The sequence below is a fragment of the Rhizobacter sp. OV335 genome, from assembly GCF_900142965.1.
Lineage (GTDB): Bacteria > Pseudomonadota > Gammaproteobacteria > Burkholderiales > Burkholderiaceae_C > Rhizobacter.
Genome location: NZ_FRCQ01000003.1, coordinates 199,618 through 218,129, shown reverse-complemented (window position 1 = coordinate 218,129; position 18,512 = coordinate 199,618). Strand labels below are relative to the sequence as shown.

Below are 18,512 nucleotides of genomic sequence, written 5' to 3'. Positions count from 1 at the left end.
GCGTGGTCCCTGCCGCAGGGCTTCCGGGGGTGGGATGCGCTGCCTAGCATCCGTTCCACCCTCCGCAACTCTGAAAGCCCACCATGAAGATCGTCGTGATCGGCGGCTCCGGCCTGATCGGCAGCAAGCTCGTGCAACGCCTGGCCCGCAGCGGCCACGAGGTGCTGGCCGCCTCGCCCAACTCCGGTATCAACACGCTGACCGGCGAAGGCCTGGCCGCGGCGCTGGCCGGCGCGAAGGTGGTGGTCGACGTGTCGAACTCGCCGTCGTTCGCCGACGACGCGGTGATGTCGTTCTTCCAGACCTCGACCCGCAACCTGCTGGCCGCCTCCACCGCGGCGGACGTGGGGCACCTCGTCGCGCTGTCGGTGGTCGGCACCGAGCGGCTGCAGGCGAGCGGGTACTTCCGCGCCAAGCTCGCGCAAGAGGCGCTGATCAAGGCCTCGCCGCTGCCGTACTCGCTGGTGCATTCGACGCAGTTCTTCGAATTCCTCGGCGGCATCGCGCAATCGGGCACCGAGGCCGACGGCAAGACGGTGCGGCTGTCGCCGGCCTTCGTGCAGCCGATCTCGTCGGACGACGTGGCCGATGCGATGCACGACGTGGCGCTCGGCAAGCCGCTGCGCACGACGGTCGAGATCGGCGGCCCGGAGCGCATCCGGCTGGCCGAGCTGGTGCAGCGCTTCCTGGTCGCCAAGGGCGACCCGCGCCGCGTCGTCGCGGACGCGCAGGCGCGCTACTTCGGCGCCGAGATCGATGACGGCACGCTGGTGGCCGGTGACGGCGCGCGCATCGGCAAGGTGAACTTCGCCGAGTGGTTCGCGGGCCAAGCCTAGGCTTGTCACAGAATGGGTCCCTCGAACGTTCTCATTCGATGGACACCGCCTCGCTCACCTTCAACCGCCTGCGCCCCCGGCTGCGCGGCATCGCCTACCGCATGCTGGGCTCGCTGGCCGAGGCCGAAGAAGTGGTGCAGGACGCCTGGCTGCGCTGGCACGAGGCCGACTATGTCGCGCGCGACGACCCGACCGGCTGGCTGGTCACCGTCACGACCCGGCTGTCGATCAACCGCCTGCGGGCCGCCAAGGTGCAGCGCGAGCACTACGCCGGCCTGTGGCTGCCCGAACCGGTGCTGACCGATGCCGCCGATTCGCCGGAGCAGATGCTGGAGCGTGCCGACGACGTGTCGGTCGCCTTCCTGCTGATGCTGGAGCGGCTGACGCCCGAGGCGCGCGCGGCCTTTTTGCTGCGCGAGGTGTTCGATGCCGAGTACGACGAGCTGGCCAGCGCGATCGGCAAGAGCGAAGCCGCGTGCCGGCAGCTGGTGCACCGGGCCCGCGCGCAACTGCGCGAGAAGCGGCCGCGCTTCGAGGTGTCGCCCGACACGCACCGGCGCCTGCTCGGCCGCTTCGCGCAGGCGCTGACCGGCAGCGATTTCTCGGCGCTGAAGGCGATGCTGGCCGACGACGCGGAACTGATCGGCGACGGCGGCGGCAAGGTGCCGAGCTTCGGCCGCCCGATGCTGGGCGCACAGCGCATCGCGCAGCTGTTCTTCGCGGCGAACCTGCGCCTGAAAGACGAGCAGCGCATCGAGCTCGCGCTGATCAACGGCGAGTGGGGGCTGCTGCGCTTCTTCAACGGGGTGCTCGAATCGGCGCAGTCGTTCGAGACCGACGGCGAGCGCATCGTGCGCATCCACGTGCAGCGCAATCCGGACAAGCTGGTGCGGGTGGCGAAGGCGTTCGGGGGTTGCTGATGGCGGCTTGTTATGTCGCCAAATGCCACATAAGATGGCGGCATGGCCAAATCGATCCGTGTCTCCGACGGCGTCTATGAACTTGCCGCTGCAGCCGGCGAGGCGGTGCACCGCTCGCTGGCGGAGCAGATCGAGTACTGGGTGCGGCTGGGCGCGGCCCTCGATGCGGCCGGCATCACGATGGAGGAGTCGCTGCTGTTGCTGCAGGGCGACCGCAGCGTCGTCGACCGCATGCTCACCCACGTGACCTCGGCACCCGCAAAGAGCCGCCGTCGACAGCGCTACACGGGCGCCGCATCGATTGCTGCCAGGAACGCCCAGCTCGAACGCGAGGTCGAGCGGGGCGAGCGCAGCCCTGAGAGCCTCTTCCTGTTCTCACCGGAGCAGATCAAGGGCGCGGTGTTCACTCAGCGCTCACCCGCCAAGCCGGGCAAGGGGTGGTAGCCAGAAAGAAGGCCGTCGCGACGCCACCGCACGTGGTGGAGCGCCTGCTCGGCGCGTGTGACGACTCCGACGTGCTCGTGGGCGGCCAGGCATTGACGGTCTGGGTCGTGAAGTTCGGCCTGACGGTTCCGGATCAGTTGCCCGTCATCACTCACGATGCCGACTTCCTGGCCCAGTCGCCGGCCGCCAGGGAGACGGTAAGAAAGTTCGCCCAAGCCATCGCCGGGACGCCGCGGTTTCCTCGCAAACTGGCGCTCACGGCGCTCGTCGGTCAGGTGGAGCTGGAACTGTCCGAGGAGGAGTACCTCAGCGTCGACATCATTTTCCAGGTCATCGGACTGGACGCGAAGAAGGTCCTGGAACGCGCGATACAGGTGACGTTCGGCACAAGCCGCTTCCAGGTGATGCACCCGTTCGATGTGCTCCGCAGCCGTCTGGCCAACCTGCACCAGCTTCAAGAGAAGCAGAACGAAAAGGGCGTCTTTCAACTCGCGTTGGCGATCCAGGTCGCGCGGAAGTTTCTGCAGTCGGAGGCTGCGCTGGCATCTCCCTCCGAGACCGCCACCGGCCGCAGCCCCCTCCAGCCCCTCGTGTCGGAAATCGAACGCCTGGCGCTCAGCGATGCCGGTCGCAAGGTCGCCGCGCGCTGGGGGCAGCATGTGGCCGACGCCATCGACCCGAGCCTGATCCCGGCCGGGCCGTTCTGGACCCGCAAGTGGCCCGGGCTGCGGACCTTGATGTCTGCCGGGCATGCCGGTCGGTTCGCACCGCCCTGAGCCACCCCTGCGGGTGGCCGCCGAAGCACCTTACTGCACCCCTGGCGTCACGCTGAACCAGTTCAGGTTCCAGCCGCCGGTCTGCGACTTGAATCCGAACTTGTGCGTGCCCGCGGTCAGCGTCAGCGTGGCCTTGATCGTCGTCCAGTTCTGCCAGCCGCCGGTGGCGGGCACCGACACCGTCGCGTACACCGGCGCGCCGCCGGCTTCCTCGAACGAGAACCAGCCGCCGCCATTCAGGCTCGCGACGCGGAACGCGATCGTGTAGGTGCCGGTGCTCGGCACCGTGATCGGCGTGCCGGCATACGACAGCCAGTCGCCCGCGTCGATGTAGCCCACCGACTGCCCGCCGCCGCTGTCGGTGGTGGCCTCGGTCTGCACGCCGCTCATCTGCGAGAAGCTGCTCGCCTTCACGGTGGCGATCGGCGCCCCTCCACCGCTGTCGGCGCGCTCGACCTGCAGCCAGTTCAGGTTGAAGCCGCCGGTCTTGGTCGACACGCCCAGCACCTGCTTGCCGGCCTTCAGCGCAATGACGTGCGACACCGTCGACCAGTTCTGCCAGCCGCCGGTGCTGGCGATGTCGACGCTGCCGAACACCGGTGTGCCGCCGCCCTGCTCGAGCTGCAGGCTCGCGCCGTTGCCGGCGGCGGCCACGCGGTACGAGACGCGGTAGTTGCCGTCGGACGGCACGTCGACCGCATAGGTCATCCAGTCGCCGGCATCGATGTAGCCCAGGTTGCTGCCGCCCCCGGCATCGGTCGTGCCCTCGACCTGCACGCCGGCCATCTGGCAGTAGCGCTCGGCCTGCAAGGTCGCGGGCACCGCGGTGTTGGCACAGCTGGTCGGCGGCGGGGTGCCGCCCCAGCCCTGCACGATGCTGCGCGCGAGCTTGCCAGATGCGGTGAGCCCCGATTCAGGCCAGCCACCGGTCGAGCTGGCGCCGGACGCGAGCGCGGCCGAGCCTTCCGGCGCATCGTCGAGCGCCCAGTTGGCATTGCTCAGGTTGTGGGCCTTCATGAAGGCGACCCAGGCGTTGGTCTCCGGGGTGGCGACGCCGCCGTTGCCGTCGGCATTGACCGAGCCCCATTCGGTGACGAACAGCGCGAGGCCGTTGTTCATCGCGGTGGTCGCCTTGTCGCGCAGGAACTGGCCGTGCGTGCCGGCGTAGAAGTGCAGCGTGTAGGCGATGTTCGAATAGCCGGTGATCGGATCGCGCGAGGCCACGTCGGCGTCCTGCGACCAGTTCGGCGAGCCGACGATGATCAGGTTGTCGGGGTCGATCGCGCGGATCGCGCCGATCACCGCCTGCGCATACGGCTTGACGTTGCCGCTCCAGCTCGCGTCGTTCTTCGGCTCGTTGTAGATCTCGTAGATGACGTGGTTGTTCTTGCCGTAGGTGCGCGCCATCTCCTGGAAGAACTCGATCGCCTGCGCCTGGTACTGGTACGCGTAGTGCGAGTGCCAGTCGATGATCACGTACAGGTCGTTCGCGATCGCCGCGTCGACCACCGCCTTCAGCCGCGCCTTGTTGGCGGCCGGGTCCTGCAGGTAGCCGCCGGCTTCGTCGACCCCCATCGCAGCGCGCACGACCGTCGCCTTCCAGTCCGACTTCAGCCAGCCGACGGTGCTTGCGTTGTAGAACCGCGCCCCCGGCCAGCCGTTGTTGCTCCAGTAGTAGCTGACGCCCGACAGGCTGCCCGGCGTGCCGCCCACCAGCACCTGGTTGCCGCGCACCGACAGCGCCGGCACGTCGGCCAGCGCCGGGCTGGCCGCGACCATCGACAATAGCGCGGCGGCGAGGCCCGCACGCAGCGACAACACGGACTTCCTGTTCGACACCATCACGCTCCCTTCCGGTTTGAAACCGTTTTCAAAATGAAGCGCCGAGGGTAGGCGAGATTCGCGATGGCTCGCATCGCGCGCCGGGTAACAGCGGGTTTCAGTGCGCCGGTTTCGGTGAGCAATCCGGTGCGCTAGAGTGCGCGCGATGGTCGATCGCCGCTTCCACGAACCGCTGGTCACGCCGGGCCAGGTCACGCACACCTTCTCGAAGCAGGAGGTGGCCGCGCTGGTCGCGCAGTGGCTCGAGGTCTTCGGCCAGGATCGCTTTGGCGCCAATGCACGCGCCTACCTCTGGCACGTCTTCAGCTTCGAGCGCTACCCGAGCGTCTCGGGCGCGCCGGCACAGGCCGCGTACGACCAGCAGCAGGCGCACGAGTACATCGTGTTGTCGAACGACCGAGACCTCGCGTTCACGACCGACCAGCGCCCGGTGCGCGCGATGCTGCGCGACTACCAGGTGTTTCCGCCGAACCTCGCGTGGACGATGTCGTTCACGCACGAGGACGGTTGGCTCGGGCCTTACTTCGCGAAGCACCCTCAGCACGACAGGCTGAATGCGATCAACCTGGCGAAGGTCCAGAAGACACGCGACATCGAGGCCGCACGGCGCAAGGGCTGGCTCTGAGCACAACAGGCGCTTGACAGCGCCCGGCCGTTGCAAAGAACCCCCCGTTCGCCCTGAGCTTGTCGAAGGGCCCGATCATCCTGAGCTTGTCGAAGGACCTGAGCTTGTCGGAGGCCTTGCGCGCTTCGGGCGCAACCCTTCGACGGACGGGCCCTCGACAAGCTCGGTCCCTGCTCAGGGCGAACGGTCTTGTCAGTCACCACGTCGAGGCCGGTGGCGCGCGGTGCGCCGTCCAGCGTTCGATCACCGCGGCCAGCATCGCGGTGCTGACCGGCTTCGTGACGACGTCGTTCATGCCGGCCTCCAGGCAGCGCTCGCGGTCGCCGTCGAGCGCATCGGCGGTCAGCGCGACGATCGGCGTGTAGCCGCCCTGCTCGCGCTCCCAGGCACGGATCCGGCGCGCCGCGTCGTGGCCGTCCATCACCGGCATGTGCAGGTCCATGAAGATCAGGTCGTGGCGGAACTCCTGCGCGGCGCGCAGCGCGGCCGCGCCGTCGGACGCGATGTCGACCTCGCAGCCCAGCTTCATCAGCATGCTGTGCAGCACCATCTGGTTGACCGGATCGTCCTCGGCCAGCAGCACGTGCGCGCGCAGCGGGCCGCGCGGCTCGGCCGGTTCGGCGGAGGCGGCCGGCACCGGCGTCGCGCTCGACTTCTTCATGTCGAGCTCGACCCAGAAGCTCGAGCCGACGCCCGGCTCGCTGGTGACGCCGATGCGTCCGTCCATCAGCTCCACCAGCTGCTTGACGATCGCGAGGCCCAGCCCGGTGCCGCCGTGGCGGCGCGTGCTGCTGCCGTCGACCTGCGTGAACGCGTCGAAGATCAGCCCGAGCTGGTCGGCCGGGATGCCGATGCCGGTGTCCTCGACCCGAAAGCGCAGCCGCACCGCCTCGGGCGTGTCGTCGAGCAAGGTGACGACGAGCGCGACCGTGCCGCGCTCGGTGAACTTGATCGCGTTGTGCAGCAGGTTGACCAGCACCTGGCGCACGCGCACCGGATCGCATTCGACGACGGCCGGCAGCCCGGTCGGCAGCGTGCAGCTCAGCGTCACCGGCTTGTCGCGGCCGGCGAAGCTCATCAGTTCGACGGTCTCGGAGGCGAGCGCGCGCACGTCGACCGCGGTCGGGTGCAGCGTGAGCTTGCGGGCCTCGATGCGCGACAGGTCGAGCACGTCGTCGATCAGCGCGAGCAGCGCCATCGCCGAACGGTGCGCCGTCTTCGCATAGCGGTGCTGCTCGGGCTCCAGCGGGCTGGCCAGCAGCAGCTCGGTGGTGCCGAGGATGCCGTTCATCGGCGTGCGGATCTCGTGGCTCACCATCGCGAGGAACTGCGACTTCGCGCGGCTCGCCTGCTCCAGGCTGTCGACCATGTCGCGCGCCGAGCGCACCGCGACGCTCATGCGGTTGCGCAGCCGCTCGATCACGAGGCCGGTCACCGCCAGGTAGGCGCCGAGCACGTACATCGTCGCGGCGATCGCGAGCCGGTCGAGCCACTGCACCGCGGCCGGCTCGTAGGCCCACAGCCACAGCGCGTAGACCAGGTAGGCGACCACCGTGACGTGGTTGAACCAGAACGCGCGCCGGAAGCCGAACCCGACCTGGTCGGCGACCCGCATCAGCAGCAGGTAGGCGAAGAACAGGTTCGATTTCTCGAGGTAGTGCAGGTTCGCGATCCACACCAGCACGTCGACATGGAACAGCAGCATCGCCAGGTCGAGCCGGCCGGTGCGCCGCCAGCCGACGCGCAGCGCGATCCAGCCGGCCGCGGCGTAGAGCAGGTTGATGCCGATCAGCGCCAGCTGCAGCGGCGCCAGCGCGGTGCCCTCGCGTGCCGCCTGCAGGATCACCATCAGGCAGACGATCACGAAGCCGATGGTGCGGATCGCCGGGATCTGGACCGTGTTGACACGGCACGCGTTGCCGGCCTTGCGCGCGGCGAGCTCGCCGGCCTCGAGCATGAGGCCGGGCTGGTCGCCGGGACTGGGGGCTGTCGTCTCCACTCGCGCCTTTGCTGGATCTGCGGTCGCTTGGTCTGCGGGAGATGGTACGCGGTCCTACAGCGCGGCGCGGCGCGGCACCACACCTTTGGAGGGTCCGCCGCCGACCGTTCATCCTTCAAGTTGATGACGGCGCGTTGACGGTGCGCGACAGCGTCGCTAGGATCGCCGCTTTTCCAGCCCTGACTGCCCGTCCGATGCGCCGCTGAGCCTTTCCATTGAACGCCGTTCCACGCCCCCTTGAGGCGGCGTGGCGTGCCTGCTTCTTCGGAAGCTTCCTCGGAAAGCCAGCCATGTCATCGATCTCCACGGGCCCTCGCCCGTCCGGGGCGCACCCGCCCACCTCTCCTGCTTCTTCGTCCTCCTCATCTGCGTCGTTCGCGTTCCAGCTGCGCGACGTGCAATGGCGCACGCCCGACGGCCGCGCGCTGTGGTCGACCCCGCTGTCGCTGTCGATCGGGCCCGGGCGGCTCGGCATCGTCGGGCGCAACGGCGTCGGCAAGAGCGTGCTGGTGCGGCTGCTGACCGGCGGCCTCGAGCCCTCGGGCGGTCGCGTCGAACGCGCCGGCCGCGCGCATCGGGTGTCACCGCCGCTGCTCGCGCACGACCCGCGGTGCGTGGCCGATGCGATGGGCCTGGCCGCGGCGCTCGCGGCGGTCGATCGCCTCGCGGCGGGCCTCGCGACAGCCGACGACCTGCTGCTCGCGGACGGCCAGTGGGACCTGCCGGCGCGCACCGCGCAAGCGCTGGCCGACGCCGGGCTGCCCGGCCTCCCGCCCGGCACGCCGATGGCCACGCTGAGCGGCGGCGAGCGCATGCGCGTCGCACTGGCCGGCGCGATGGCGGCAGACGCCGACATCCTGGTGCTCGACGAGCCGAGCAACCACCTCGATGCGCCGGCGCGTGCGTGGCTGCAGCGCTGGCTGCGGCAGTGCCAGCGCCCGGTGGTGCTGGTGAGCCACGACCGGCAACTGCTGCGTGCGGTCGACCGCATCGTCGAGCTCGGGCCGCGCGGCCTGTCGGTCTACGGCGGCGACTATGGCCTGTACGCCGCACAACGCGATGCGCAGGCGGCCGCGGCCGGCGCGGCGCTCGCCCATGCGCGCAACGAGCGCGACACCGTGCTGGCCCGGCTGCGCCGCGAGCACGACGCGCGACAGCGCAAGCAGTCGCAGGCGCGCCGCAGCGCCCGCAGCGCGAACCTGTCGGCGATCACGATCAACAGCATGCGCGAGACGGCCGAGGCCACGAACGCGCGCGACGTGAAGCGCGGCGCCGGCACCCGCCAGGCGCTCGACGCCGCGGTGCGCGATGCCGCCCGGCGCGTCGCGCAGGAGCCGGCGGTGTTCGTCGCGCTGCCGGCCAGCCGCGTCGTGCCCGGCAAGCTCGTGCTGCGCCTCGACGAGCTGCAGCTGCCGCACGGTGAAACGCCGGTGACCGACGCGTCGTTCAGCGGCCCGGTGCGCATCGCGCTGACCGGCCCGAACGGCTGCGGCAAGAGCACGCTGCTGCGGGTGATCGCCGGCCTGTTGCCGCCGGCCGCGGGCAGCGCGACGCTGCATGTGCCGTTCGCGGTGCTCGACCAGGACGGTGCGGCCGCGCTGCCGGCGCAGCGCACGCTGCTGGAGCACCTGCGCGATCTCGACAGCCCGCTGCCGCCCGCCGAGTTGCGCACCCGCCTGGCCCAGCTGCGCCTGGGCGCGGCGCACGTCGCGCTGCCGATGGGTGCGCTGAGCGCGGGCGAGCGCCTGAAGGCCGCGCTCGCCTGCGCGCTGTGGCGCGGCCAGCCGGCCTGCCTGCTGTTGCTGGACGAGCCGACCAACCACCTCGACCTCGACAGCACGCTGGAACTGCAGCGCGCGCTGCAGGGCTTCGAGGGCGCGCTGCTGGTGGCGAGCCACGATGCGGAGTTCATCGACGCGCTGCGACCGAGCCACCGGTGGCAGTGGCCGGCCGGCGGTCACTGTGCCAGCGCCACCGGCACCTGCTGAGCCAGGTGGTCGATCAGCGCGCGCACCGACGGCAGCATGCCGCGGCGGCTGACGAACACCAGGTGGATCGCCTGCTCGGGCGTGCTCCACGCCTTCGCGACGTGCACCAGCGTGCCGTCCTGCAGCCCGCGCCACGCGACGCGCAGCGGCAGCAGCGCAACACCCACGCCGCCGGCCGCCGCCTCGACCTGCACCGTGTAGTCGGAGCACAGCAGCCGCGGCCGGTGCTGCAGCCGGCACTCGGCCCCTTGCGACGAGACCAGCGACCACGCCTGCTGGCCGCCCTCGCGCTGCCCGCCGATGGTGTCGGAGGGCTCGACCTGCGTCGGCGCGTCGATGGCCGGCCGGCCGGCGAGGTACGACGGGCTCGCGACCAGCACCATGCGCCCGGACGCGATGCGCCGCGACACCAGGCCCGGGTCGTCGAGCCCGGTGTCGCGCACGCGCAGCGCGAGGTCGATGCGCTCCTCGATCAGGTTGACCACCCGGTCGGTGGACTCGATCTCGACGCGCACCTTCGGGTGCTGGCGCATGAAGTCCGCGACGATGCGGGCCACGTAGAACTGCGCGATCGCGACCGGGCAGGTCATGCGCACGGTGCCGGCCGGTGACGCGCTCAGCTGCTCGACCGCGTGCTGCGCCGCCTCGGCCTCCACCAGCATCGCCGCGCAGTGCTCGTAGAACACCTGGCCGGCTTCGGTGAGCGACAGCCGCCGCGTGCTGCGCTGGAACAGCCGCACGCCCATGCGTTCTTCCAGCAGCGAGACGCGCCGGCTGAGCTTGGACTTGGTGATGTGGGTGATGCGCTCGGCCGCGCTGAAGCCGCCGTGCTCGACGATCAGGGCGAAGTAGCGCAGGTCGTTCAGGTCCATGCTTTCGTCTCATTCATAGAACAATGAGTCCTGAAAAAGCCGTCTTATCGGCGATTGTTATCGCGAATATCGTAACTCCTGTCCAAACCACCGAAGGAGTCACGAGATGGAACCCCGCCTCAATTTCTACAAGGCCGGCCCCGACGCGATGAAGGCGATGGCCGCGCTCGAGCAACGCATCGCGGCTTGCGCGCTGGAGAAGCCGCTGGTCGAGCTGGTGCGGCTGCGCGCCTCGCAGATCAACGGCTGCGCCTACTGTGTCGACCTGCATGCCGCCGATGCGCTGAAGGCCGGCGAAGACCCGCGCCGGCTCGCGACGCTGTCGGTCTGGCACGAGACGCCGTTCTTCAGCGACCGCGAGCGCGCCGCGCTGGCCTGGACCGAGGCCGTCACGCGCGTCGCCGATTCGCACGTGCCCGACGCGGTGTGGGAGCAGGTCCGCCCGCAGTTCACGCCGGAAGAGACCGTCGACCTGACGCTGCTGGTCGCGACGATCAACGCGTGGAACCGCTTCGCGATCGCCTTCCGCAAGCTGCCGGCGTGACGGCCATGGAGACGACGCCCGCGCCTTCCCGCCTGCTGTACGCGACGATCCTGCTGCTCTCGCTGACCGAGTTCCTGCAGGCCGGCATGACGGCCTTCGCCGCGGGGCCGATCATGGGCGAGGTCGGCATCGGCCCGCAGGAGTTCAGCCTCGTCGCCGCGGTGCATGCGAGCGTGGCCATCGTCGCGATCTCGATGCAGCGCTGGTGCGTCGAGCGCATCGGCGGGCGCCGCCTCGTGCAGGCGTGCGCCGCGCTGTCGGCGGCGGGCGCGCTGCTGTGCGCGACGAGCGACGACTTCACCAGCTTCCTCGCCGGCCGCGCCGTGATGGCGCTCGGCGGCGGCAGCTTCTTCACCGCGAGCCGCATGATCATCCAGCACACGCTGGTCGGGCCGAAGCGCTTCGCCGGCATCCGCAGCCTGGCCAGCGGCCTCGCCCTCGGCATCGCCGCGGCGCCGTGGCTCGCTTCGCTGGCGGTCGACGCCGGCCATTGGAGCGCGATCTACGGGGTGGTCGCAGCGCTCGCCGCGGCGATCTTCGTGCTCGCCGGCCTCGCGCTGCCGACCGCCCCACCGGTCGCCTCGACGCGCACCGAGCTGCATGCCGGCCTGCAGGTGCTGCTCGCCGCGTCGAGCTTCCTGCTGGTCCATGCGTTGCAGCGTTTCCAGGACGATGCGTCGGGCGCCGCGCTGCCGGCCACGCTGATGCTGGTCTCGGGCCTCGCCGGCGGGTTGTTCTACCTGCACCGGCAGCACCGCGCCGCCCGCCCGCTGCTGCAGGTGCGCGCGCTGCTGCAGCCGCGCTACCTGGGGGGCCTCGCGCTGTTCTTCACCGCCTACGTGATGCTGGGCGCGAACAACTTCATGGCGCCGGCGCTGCTGGTCGGCACGCTGGGCTTCGCGTGGGAGACGGTCGGGCGCATCGAGGCGATCGGCCTGGGCGCCGCGCTGCTGACCTGGGTCGCGCTGTCACGGCTGCTGCCGCGCATGCCGGCGCCGCGCAAATACCTGGTCACCGGCTTCGCGGCGCTGGCCTGCTTCGGCCTGCTGCTCGCGCGCATCGACACCGGCGCCGACCTGGCGACCCACGTGCTGCCGGCCCTGGCGCTGAACAGCGTCTTCCTGCTGACGGTGCTGCCGGTCGCGGCGATGCAGACCTTCCGCGAACTGGAGCACGACCAGACGGTGTTCTCCCATGCGCAGCAGCTGAAGAACATGCTGGGGCAGGCCGGCACCGCGATCGGCCTCACGCTGGCGTCGCTCGGCCTGCAATGGCGCACGGCGGTGCACTACGACCAGCTCTCGGCGCAGGCGACGCCGTACAACCCGTCGTTCGACGCGGCGCTGCACCAGCTGCAACAGGCCTTCGCCGCCGCGATGGCGCCCGACGACGCGGCCCGCGCGGCACTCGCGCAGGTGGCACGCCTGCTCGCCCAGCAGTCGGCGATGCTCGCGCACATCGATCACTTCAGCACGGTGGCGCTGGTCGGCGTGCTCGGCATCGCGGTGACGCTGCTGCAGAAGGTATTCCGCTGAGCGCGTCCTGATTGGTGGGGTATTCGACCGACGCCGCGCGCGGCGGGCGGCCATGCTTGCGTCCGCCTGTGGCCGTCGCCACGAAGCAGGAGCCCCCATGAAAGTGAACGGAACCCGGCGCAACGCCGATGTCGACGGCGACACGCCGGTCTTGTGGGTGTTGCGCGACGTGCTCGGCATGACCGGCACCAAATTCGGTTGCGGCGCCGGCCTGTGCGGCGCCTGCACGGTGCACGTCGACGGCGTGCCCACGCGCTCGTGCATCACCAGCGTCGAATCGGTCGGCCGGGCCGACGTGACGACGATCGAGGCGCTGGCCGGCACCCGCATCGGCCGCGCGCTGCAGCACGCCTGGCTGGACCTCGAGGTCGTGCAGTGCGGCTACTGCCAGTCGGGCCAGCTGATGTCGGCCGCGGCGCTGCTCGCGGCGAACCGCGCGCCGAACGACGCCGACATCGACGCCGCGATGAGCGGCAACCTGTGCCGCTGCGGCACCTACCCGCGCATCCGCGACGGCATCCATGCCGCGGCACGCGCCTTGTCGAAAGGCGCATGACATGAGCGCGCACCTCGACGACGCGACGCTGTCGCGCAGAAACTTCCTGAGCATCGGCGCTGCGGCCGGCGGCGGGCTGCTGGTCGGCGTGAGCCTGGGCCTGGCCGGCCCGGCGCGCGCGGCGCAGGCCGCGGCAGCGTTCGCGCCGAACGCCTTCGTGCAGATCGCGCCCGACGGCCAGGTCACCGTCACGATGGGCTACATCGAGATGGGTCAGGGCACCTACACCAGCGTGCCGATGCTGATCGCCGAGGAGCTCGAGGTCGAGCTCGCGACGATCCGCGTGGCGCACGCACCGCCCGACGACAAGCTGTACGCCAATCCGCTGCTCGGCTTCCAGGTCACCGGTGGCTCGACGACGATCCGCGCGGCCTTCGAGCCGCTGCGCCGGGCCGGCGCGGTCGCGCGCACGCTGCTCGTGCAGGCTGCGGCGCAGCGCTGGTCGGTGGAGCCGTCGGCCTGCCGAGCCGAGCGCGGGCAGGTGGTGCATGCGGCGAGCGGTCGCCGCCTCGGCTACGGCGCACTCAGCGCCAGCGCGGCAAAGCTCCCCGAGCCGAAGGACATCGTGCTGAAGCCGGCCTCGGCGTTCCGGCTGATCGGCACGCCCGCCCATCGCCTGGACACGCCCGACAAGGTGAACGGCAAGGCGCGCTACGGCATCGATGCCCAGGTGCCCGGCATGAAGATCGCGACGCTCGCGCAATCGCCGGTTCCGGGCGGCCGGCTGCGCCGTGTCGACGAGCGCGCGGCACTGAAGGTGCGCGGCGTGCGCCGCATCGTGAAGCTCGACGACTGCGTCGCGGTGGTCGCCGACCACATGGGCGCCGCGAAGAAGGGCCTCGCGGCCCTCGCGATCGAGTGGGACGACGGCCCGCACGCGACGCTCGCCACCGCCGACATCGTCGAATCGATGCGCGTGGCCTCGCTGCAGCCCGGCGCCACCGTGCGCCACGACGGCGATGCCGCGGCCGCGCTGGCCGGCGCCGCGACGCGGCTGGAGGCGGTGTACGAGGTGCCCTTCCTCGTGCACGCCGCGATGGAGCCGCTGAACTGCACGGTGCACGTGCGCCCCGACGGCTGCGACGTGTGGGTCGGCACGCAGGTGCTGTCACGCGCGCAGGCCGCGGCCGCGCAGGTGACCGGCCTGCCGCTGGACAAGGTGAAGGTGCACAACCACCTGCTGGGCGGCGGCTTCGGGCGCCGGCTGGAGGTGGACAGCATCACGCGCGCGGTGCAGATCGCCAAGGGGCTCGACCACCCGGTGAAGGTGATCTGGACGCGCGAGGAAGACACGCAGCACGACATGTACCGGCCGTACTTCTTCGACCGCGTCGCCGCCGGGCTGGACGCGCAGGGCCGGCCGGTGGCGTGGACGCACCGGCTGACCGGCTCGTCGATCCTGAAACGCTGGGCGCCGCCGCTCTACAACAACGGCTTCGACCCCGAGACCATCGACGGCGCCGCGCAGCCGCCGTATGCGTTCAAGAACATCCACGTCGACTACGTGAACCACGAGCCGCCGATCCCGACCGCGTTCTGGCGCGGCGTGGCGCCGACGCACAACGTCTTCGTCGTCGAGAGCTTCATCGACGAACTGGCCGCGGCCGCGAAGGCCGACCCGGTGGCGTACCGGCTCGACCTGCTGCAGCAGAACCCGCGCGCGAAGGCGGTGCTCGAACTGGCGGCGCAGAAGGCGGGCTGGGGGCGGGCGATGCCGGCACGGCACGGCCGCGGCGTGTCGCTGCAGTTCGCGTTCGGCACCTACCTCGCGACGGTCGCCGAGGTGGCGGTCGCGGCCGACGGCAGCGTCAGCGTGCAGCGCGTGGTGTGCGCGGTCGATGCCGGCGTGATCGTCAACCCGGACACCGTGCGCGCGCAGCTGATGGGCGGCGTGATCTTCGGGATCTCGGGTGCGCTGTGGGGGCAGGCGACGCTCGCGAACGGGCGCATCGAGCAATCGAACTTCCACGACGTGCGCGTGGTGCGGATGAACGAGGCGCCGGCGATCGAGGTGCACCTGGTCGCGAGCGGCGAGATGCCCGGCGGCATGGGCGAGCCGGGCACCTCGGGCCTTGCGCCGGCGGTGACCAACGCGATCTTCGCGGCCACCGGCCGGCGGCTGCGCAAGCTGCCGGTGGATGCGGCAGCGCTGGCGTCAGCCTGACAGGCGCGTCACTTGGGCGCGCTGTCGTCCGGCATGACGGCCGAGGCCGCGTTTTCCACCGGGCCGACGGTGCGCGTGACGAGCTCGCGGTAGATGCCGCCGTCGGCGGCGCTGCCGCTGGTCGTCCCTTGCCCTCGCATGCGCGCTTCGCAATCCTTGCGGTCCTCCACCGGCAAGGCTGCGCATCGCTTGGTCGCGTTGCGGGCCAGGCTGGGGTCGGGCGCGGGCAGGCGCCCGCCCTGGGCTGCGGCAAGCGCGGCGTTGGCCTCCTGCATGCAGGTCTTGCGGTCCTGGTTGGAGCGCCCGCTGTTGCAGACGGCGCGGTCCTGCTCGTAGCGGGCACGGGCCGATTGCTGGGCCGTCTGGTCGGCGGCCATCGCGGCGGGAACGCTGAGCGCCATCAACGGCACCAGCGCGAGCGAGCGGAACAAGGTGGAAGTCTTCACGAGCGGCTCCTTCAAGCTGTGGATCGCTGAAGTCTGTGCACCATCGGGTCCGGAGTCTGTCGGACAGCGGGCCGAGCGGAACGCAGGATCCGCCTACGTCGAACGCGCTGCACCACCCCCGCTTACCTTGCGTTGCGGACGCTGCCGCCGAATGCGGGAAAATCGCGCGATGCGAATCACCACCCCCCTGACTGCTGCCATCGTCGCCGCCCTGCTCGCCACCCAGGCGATCCCCGGCCTGGCGGCCACGCCCACCAACAGCGCCACGCTGCTCGCCCGCTCCACGCTGCTCGGCGTGCAGGGCGCGATGCGCGAGGCCCGGCTGGGCAACAAGATCAGCGTCGACGCCGCCACCTGCGTGCAGTCGCTGCAGCCGGCCGCGCTGGTGCCGGTCTTCGAGACCGCCGTGAAGGACAACTGGAGTGCGGCCGACATCGACGCCATCGAGGCCTTCCTCGCGACGCCGGCCGGCCGCAAGTACGCCGAACGCAGCGCCGCGCAGGCACGGCTCGACGCCGGCGGCACGCTGACGGCGCCGATGGCCGAGTACACCGAGGAGGAGCTCGCCGCGCTCGAGCGCTTCCGCAAGACGCCGGCCGGCACGCAGCTGGTGTCGCACAGCGAGTTCGCGAGCCCGAAATCGCGCCAGGCGATCCAGGCCCGGCTGCTGGAGTTGCTGACCGGGTGCCGCGCGGTGCCCTGAGCGTTCGCGTCAGTTTGGTGGGTTCACTTCGGCCGCTTCACTTCGGCCGCTTCAGCACCGTGATGCTGCGCGCCGAGGCCTGCAGCCCGGGCTCGACCTTCGCCAGCTCGACGCGCTCGCTGAAATGCCGCTGCAACGGCGTCAACTCCGAGCGGCGCTTCAGCGCGATGCCGCGTGCGGTCGAGGTGATCGCGTTGAAGATGGATTCGCAGGCGGGGCCCCAGGCCCGTGCCTCCTGCAGCAACTCACCGGCTGGCAACTGCGCCGACGCACCCGGCAGGCCGGTCGTCACGACGCGCAGCAATTGGCCGACCTTGGCCGCCAGCGCATCGCTGCGCAGCGAGCCGGCCACGCACAGCACGATCAGCGACTGCGCCTCGACACGAGCCTGGCCGGTGGCGCGGGGCAATGCGAGCAGCGCCTCGTCGAGCGCAGGCGCCTGCAGCCGGCGCGGGTCGAGCCGTGCCGCGCCGGGCTCGAACGGCCCGCCATCGATGTGGGTCAACTCGAGATCGCTCTCGCGCAAGCGCAGCGCCACGCCGCGCGCGCCGGCGCTGGGCAGCAGGTGAATCTGGAAGCTTGCGTCGCCCGCGCGGCAGACCCGGTAGAAGCGGTGGTCGGCCCGGATCAGGTGCGTCTCTTCGGTGACCGCCTCGCGGATCTTGCGGATCTGCTCCGCCCAGTCGGGCGCTACACGCAGCGTGAACATCATCGGCCTGTCCCTTTCTTGCGGTCCTGTTCTGTGTCCCTGGACCTGAACGGCGATTGTGGTGAGCTTGCATGACAGATGGAACCCGCCCTTCAGGGTGAATGGGCTCGCGCATTCCCCTCGTCCGGGGGGAGTGGGCATCGAATGCGCCATCGTCCTACACGCCGACGGCCACCTCGACGCCGGCCCGCGCCGCGGGGGCACCCTATCCTCGCCGCATGAAGACATTGGCTTGCGAACGCTGCGGACTGCGCGTGTTCTTCGAGAACGTGGCCTGCGAGCGCTGCGGCGCGGCGCTCGGCTTCGTGCCCGGCGAGCGCGAGATGGGCGCCTTCGAGATCGGTGCCGACGGCACGTGGCAGCGGCTGCGCGACGGGGCGGCCGCGCAGAAGCCCTGCCACAACTACACCAGCGTGCAGGCCTGCAACTGGATGGTGCCGGCCGACAGCGACGCGACGCTGTGCACCTCGTGCCAGACCACGCACATCCTGCCGGCGCTCAGCGAGCCCGACAACCTGGTGTCGTGGCAGCTGATCGAGCAGGCCAAGCGGCGGCTGGTGTACAGCCTGCTGTCGCTCGGGCTGCCGGTGCGCAGCAAGGCCGTCGACCCCGAGCACGGCGTGTGGTTCGAATTCCTGCAGGAGCTGCAACCCGGCCAGCGCGTGCTGACGGGCCACGACAACGGCATCATCACGCTGAACGTCGGCGAGGCCGACGACGCACGCCGCGAACGGGCGCGCAGCGAGATGCACGAGCCGTACCGCACGCTGCTCGGCCACTTCCGGCACGAGATCGGCCACTACTACTGGGACCTGCTGGTCGACGGCACGCCGTGGCTCGACGAGTTCCGCACGCTGTTCGGCGACGAACGCGCCGACTATGCGCAGGCGCTGCAGGCGCATTACGCGACGCCGCGCGCCGACTGGCAGGAGCAGTTCGTCAGCGCCTATGCGAGCGCGCACCCGTGGGAGGACTGGGCCGAATGCTGGGCCCACTACCTGCACGTGCAGGACGGGCTGGAGACCGCGTCGGCCTGGGGCCTGCAGCTCGCGTCGCCGGGCGGCGAACCGGTGCGTGCGGTGGCGCTGGCGCCGCGCGACGGCGCATTCGAAGCGGCACTGATCGAGCGCTGGCTGCCGATCTCGCAGTTCATCAACGCGATGTCGCGCAGCCTCGGCTCGCACGACGCCTACCCGTTCGTCGTGCCCGAGCCGGTGGTGCGCAAGCTGGCGTTCGTGCACCGCGTCGTGACGGCGGCGCGGACTGCTGGATCGCCGGCCGCTGCAACACCGAACGACATCCCCGCTGCCGCGGCAGCTTCATCCGAAGGACCTTCGCCATGACGACCCGCAACGACCGCTCCGCCCCGCCTTCGTACACGCCCGCCAGCACGCCGACCGCGCGCGAAGAAAAGCGCCCCGGCGTGCCGCCGCGGGACAAGGACAACGCGCTGGAATCGATCGGCAAGGCGATCACCGAACCGGTGAATGGTGCCGCCGAGCCGGATGAGAAGCAGCAGACGGGCGAGACGGGCAAGCCCCGGCGCTGACGCT

At 70.8% G+C, this 18,512-nt stretch carries 18 protein-coding genes; 13 read left to right on the top strand and 5 right to left on the bottom strand.

Features of this window, described 5'->3' with window-relative positions; translation table 11 throughout:
* The first annotated feature begins 83 nt into the window (after positions 1-83).
* Genes BUE42_RS04620 through BUE42_RS04605 form a run of 4 tightly spaced genes read left to right on the top strand, consistent with a single transcriptional unit; the run spans position 84 to position 2,976 of the window.
* Complete coding sequence (locus tag BUE42_RS04620; protein WP_073463155.1) at positions 84-836, top strand: SDR family oxidoreductase; 753 nt, start codon at positions 84-86, stop codon at positions 834-836.
* Between the two features lie 38 nt (positions 837-874).
* Positions 875-1,756: an RNA polymerase sigma-70 factor gene (locus BUE42_RS04615; RefSeq protein WP_073463153.1), complete on the top strand. Its 882-nt coding sequence runs from the start codon at positions 875-877 to the stop codon at positions 1,754-1,756.
* 42 nt (positions 1,757-1,798) lie between these two features.
* Positions 1,799-2,200, top strand: coding sequence for a TA system antitoxin ParD family protein (locus BUE42_RS04610; RefSeq protein ID WP_073463151.1), 402 nt, complete (start codon positions 1,799-1,801; stop codon positions 2,198-2,200).
* Positions 2,194-2,976, top strand: coding sequence for a hypothetical protein (locus BUE42_RS04605; protein WP_073463149.1), 783 nt, complete (start codon positions 2,194-2,196; stop codon positions 2,974-2,976). Before BUE42_RS04610 ends, BUE42_RS04605 begins: the two co-directional genes overlap by 7 nt.
* A gap of 30 nt (positions 2,977-3,006) precedes the next feature.
* Here the strand turns inward: BUE42_RS04605 and BUE42_RS04600 are convergent, their stop codons facing one another.
* A complete protein-coding gene (locus BUE42_RS04600) occupies positions 3,007-4,794 on the bottom strand; it encodes a cellulase family glycosylhydrolase (RefSeq protein ID WP_235002096.1) in 1,788 nt (595 codons plus the stop codon).
* A 169-nt stretch (positions 4,795-4,963) separates the two neighbouring features.
* On the opposite strand from BUE42_RS04600, the gene BUE42_RS04595 reads away from it, so the two are divergent.
* Positions 4,964-5,443 carry a DUF4275 family protein gene (locus tag BUE42_RS04595; RefSeq protein ID WP_073463410.1) on the top strand — a complete coding sequence of 160 codons (480 nt, stop codon included), beginning with the start codon at positions 4,964-4,966 and terminating at the stop codon, positions 5,441-5,443.
* Between the two features lie 196 nt (positions 5,444-5,639).
* On the opposite strand, the gene BUE42_RS04590 is transcribed toward BUE42_RS04595, so the two are convergent.
* Complete coding sequence (locus tag BUE42_RS04590; RefSeq protein ID WP_073463145.1) at positions 5,640-7,400, bottom strand: ATP-binding protein; 1,761 nt, start codon at positions 7,398-7,400, stop codon at positions 5,640-5,642.
* 332 nt (positions 7,401-7,732) lie between these two features.
* Here BUE42_RS04590 and BUE42_RS04585 point away from each other — a divergent pair, with 332 nt between their 5' ends.
* Positions 7,733-9,430: an ATP-binding cassette domain-containing protein gene (locus BUE42_RS04585; RefSeq protein WP_083613871.1), complete on the top strand. Its 1,698-nt coding sequence runs from the start codon at positions 7,733-7,735 to the stop codon at positions 9,428-9,430.
* Here BUE42_RS04585 and BUE42_RS04580 read toward each other — a convergent pair.
* Positions 9,400-10,302 carry a LysR substrate-binding domain-containing protein gene (locus tag BUE42_RS04580; protein WP_073463144.1) on the bottom strand — a complete coding sequence of 301 codons (903 nt, stop codon included), beginning with the start codon at positions 10,300-10,302 and terminating at the stop codon, positions 9,400-9,402. The genes BUE42_RS04585 and BUE42_RS04580 overlap by 31 nt on opposite strands.
* A 106-nt stretch (positions 10,303-10,408) precedes the next feature.
* On the opposite strand from BUE42_RS04580, the gene BUE42_RS04575 reads away from it, so the two are divergent.
* From BUE42_RS04575 to BUE42_RS04560, 4 genes are all read left to right on the top strand, one after another.
* Positions 10,409-10,846, top strand: coding sequence for a carboxymuconolactone decarboxylase family protein (locus BUE42_RS04575; protein ID WP_073463142.1), 438 nt, complete (start codon positions 10,409-10,411; stop codon positions 10,844-10,846).
* On the top strand, positions 10,804-12,381 hold the full coding sequence (locus tag BUE42_RS04570; RefSeq protein ID WP_235002093.1) for an MFS transporter: 1,578 nt from the start codon (positions 10,804-10,806) through the stop codon (positions 12,379-12,381). The genes BUE42_RS04575 and BUE42_RS04570 overlap by 43 nt, the downstream gene beginning before the upstream one ends.
* Before the next feature lie 97 nt (positions 12,382-12,478).
* Positions 12,479-12,937, top strand: a complete 459-nt coding sequence (locus BUE42_RS04565) for a (2Fe-2S)-binding protein (RefSeq protein ID WP_073463138.1) — start codon at positions 12,479-12,481, stop codon at positions 12,935-12,937.
* Between the two features lies 1 nt (position 12,938).
* Positions 12,939-15,101, top strand: a complete 2,163-nt coding sequence (locus tag BUE42_RS04560; protein ID WP_073463136.1) for a xanthine dehydrogenase family protein molybdopterin-binding subunit — start codon at positions 12,939-12,941, stop codon at positions 15,099-15,101.
* An 8-nt stretch (positions 15,102-15,109) separates the two neighbouring features.
* Here BUE42_RS04560 and BUE42_RS04555 read toward each other — a convergent pair whose 3' ends face one another.
* A complete protein-coding gene (locus BUE42_RS04555; protein ID WP_143171292.1) occupies positions 15,110-15,547 on the bottom strand; it encodes a hypothetical protein in 438 nt (145 codons plus the stop codon).
* A gap of 169 nt (positions 15,548-15,716) precedes the next feature.
* Between BUE42_RS04555 and BUE42_RS04550 the strand changes: the two genes are divergently transcribed.
* The gene (locus tag BUE42_RS04550; RefSeq protein ID WP_073463134.1) at positions 15,717-16,250 is read left to right on the top strand and encodes a hypothetical protein; all 534 of its coding nucleotides are present in this window, start codon (positions 15,717-15,719) and stop codon (positions 16,248-16,250) included.
* 37 nt (positions 16,251-16,287) lie between these two features.
* Here BUE42_RS04550 and BUE42_RS04545 read toward each other — a convergent pair whose 3' ends face one another.
* Positions 16,288-16,962 carry a hypothetical protein gene (locus BUE42_RS04545; RefSeq protein WP_073463132.1) on the bottom strand — a complete coding sequence of 225 codons (675 nt, stop codon included), beginning with the start codon at positions 16,960-16,962 and terminating at the stop codon, positions 16,288-16,290.
* Between the two features lie 215 nt (positions 16,963-17,177).
* On the opposite strand from BUE42_RS04545, the gene BUE42_RS04540 reads away from it, so the two are divergent.
* Positions 17,178-18,302, top strand: coding sequence for a zinc-binding metallopeptidase family protein (locus BUE42_RS04540; protein ID WP_073463130.1), 1,125 nt, complete (start codon positions 17,178-17,180; stop codon positions 18,300-18,302).
* Positions 18,299-18,508, top strand: coding sequence for a hypothetical protein (locus BUE42_RS04535; RefSeq protein WP_073463128.1), 210 nt, complete (start codon positions 18,299-18,301; stop codon positions 18,506-18,508). The genes BUE42_RS04540 and BUE42_RS04535 overlap by 4 nt, the downstream gene beginning before the upstream one ends.
* The last annotated feature ends 4 nt before the right edge of the window (positions 18,509-18,512 follow it).

Bases quoted from the DNA above. Each gene is read 5' to 3' on its own strand.
- BUE42_RS04580 (WP_073463144.1), bottom strand. From the start codon at position 10,302: ATGGACCTGAACGACCTGCGCTACTTCGCCCTGATCGTCGAGCACGGC.
- BUE42_RS04610 (WP_073463151.1), top strand. From the start codon at position 1,799: ATGGCCAAATCGATCCGTGTCTCCGACGGCGTCTATGAACTTGCCGCT.
- BUE42_RS04590 (WP_073463145.1), bottom strand. From the start codon at position 7,400: ATGCTCGAGGCCGGCGAGCTCGCCGCGCGCAAGGCCGGCAACGCGTGC.
- BUE42_RS04545 (WP_073463132.1), bottom strand. From the start codon at position 16,962: ATGATGTTCACGCTGCGTGTAGCGCCCGACTGGGCGGAGCAGATCCGC.
- BUE42_RS04565 (WP_073463138.1), top strand. From the start codon at position 12,479: ATGAAAGTGAACGGAACCCGGCGCAACGCCGATGTCGACGGCGACACG.
- BUE42_RS04620 (WP_073463155.1), top strand. From the start codon at position 84: ATGAAGATCGTCGTGATCGGCGGCTCCGGCCTGATCGGCAGCAAGCTC.
- BUE42_RS04535 (WP_073463128.1), top strand. From the start codon at position 18,299: ATGACGACCCGCAACGACCGCTCCGCCCCGCCTTCGTACACGCCCGCC.
- BUE42_RS04560 (WP_073463136.1), top strand. From the start codon at position 12,939: ATGAGCGCGCACCTCGACGACGCGACGCTGTCGCGCAGAAACTTCCTG.
- BUE42_RS04615 (WP_073463153.1), top strand. From the start codon at position 875: ATGGACACCGCCTCGCTCACCTTCAACCGCCTGCGCCCCCGGCTGCGC.
- BUE42_RS04550 (WP_073463134.1), top strand. From the start codon at position 15,717: ATGCGAATCACCACCCCCCTGACTGCTGCCATCGTCGCCGCCCTGCTC.
- BUE42_RS04585 (WP_083613871.1), top strand. From the start codon at position 7,733: ATGTCATCGATCTCCACGGGCCCTCGCCCGTCCGGGGCGCACCCGCCC.
- BUE42_RS04595 (WP_073463410.1), top strand. From the start codon at position 4,964: ATGGTCGATCGCCGCTTCCACGAACCGCTGGTCACGCCGGGCCAGGTC.
- BUE42_RS04575 (WP_073463142.1), top strand. From the start codon at position 10,409: ATGGAACCCCGCCTCAATTTCTACAAGGCCGGCCCCGACGCGATGAAG.
- BUE42_RS04540 (WP_073463130.1), top strand. From the start codon at position 17,178: ATGAAGACATTGGCTTGCGAACGCTGCGGACTGCGCGTGTTCTTCGAG.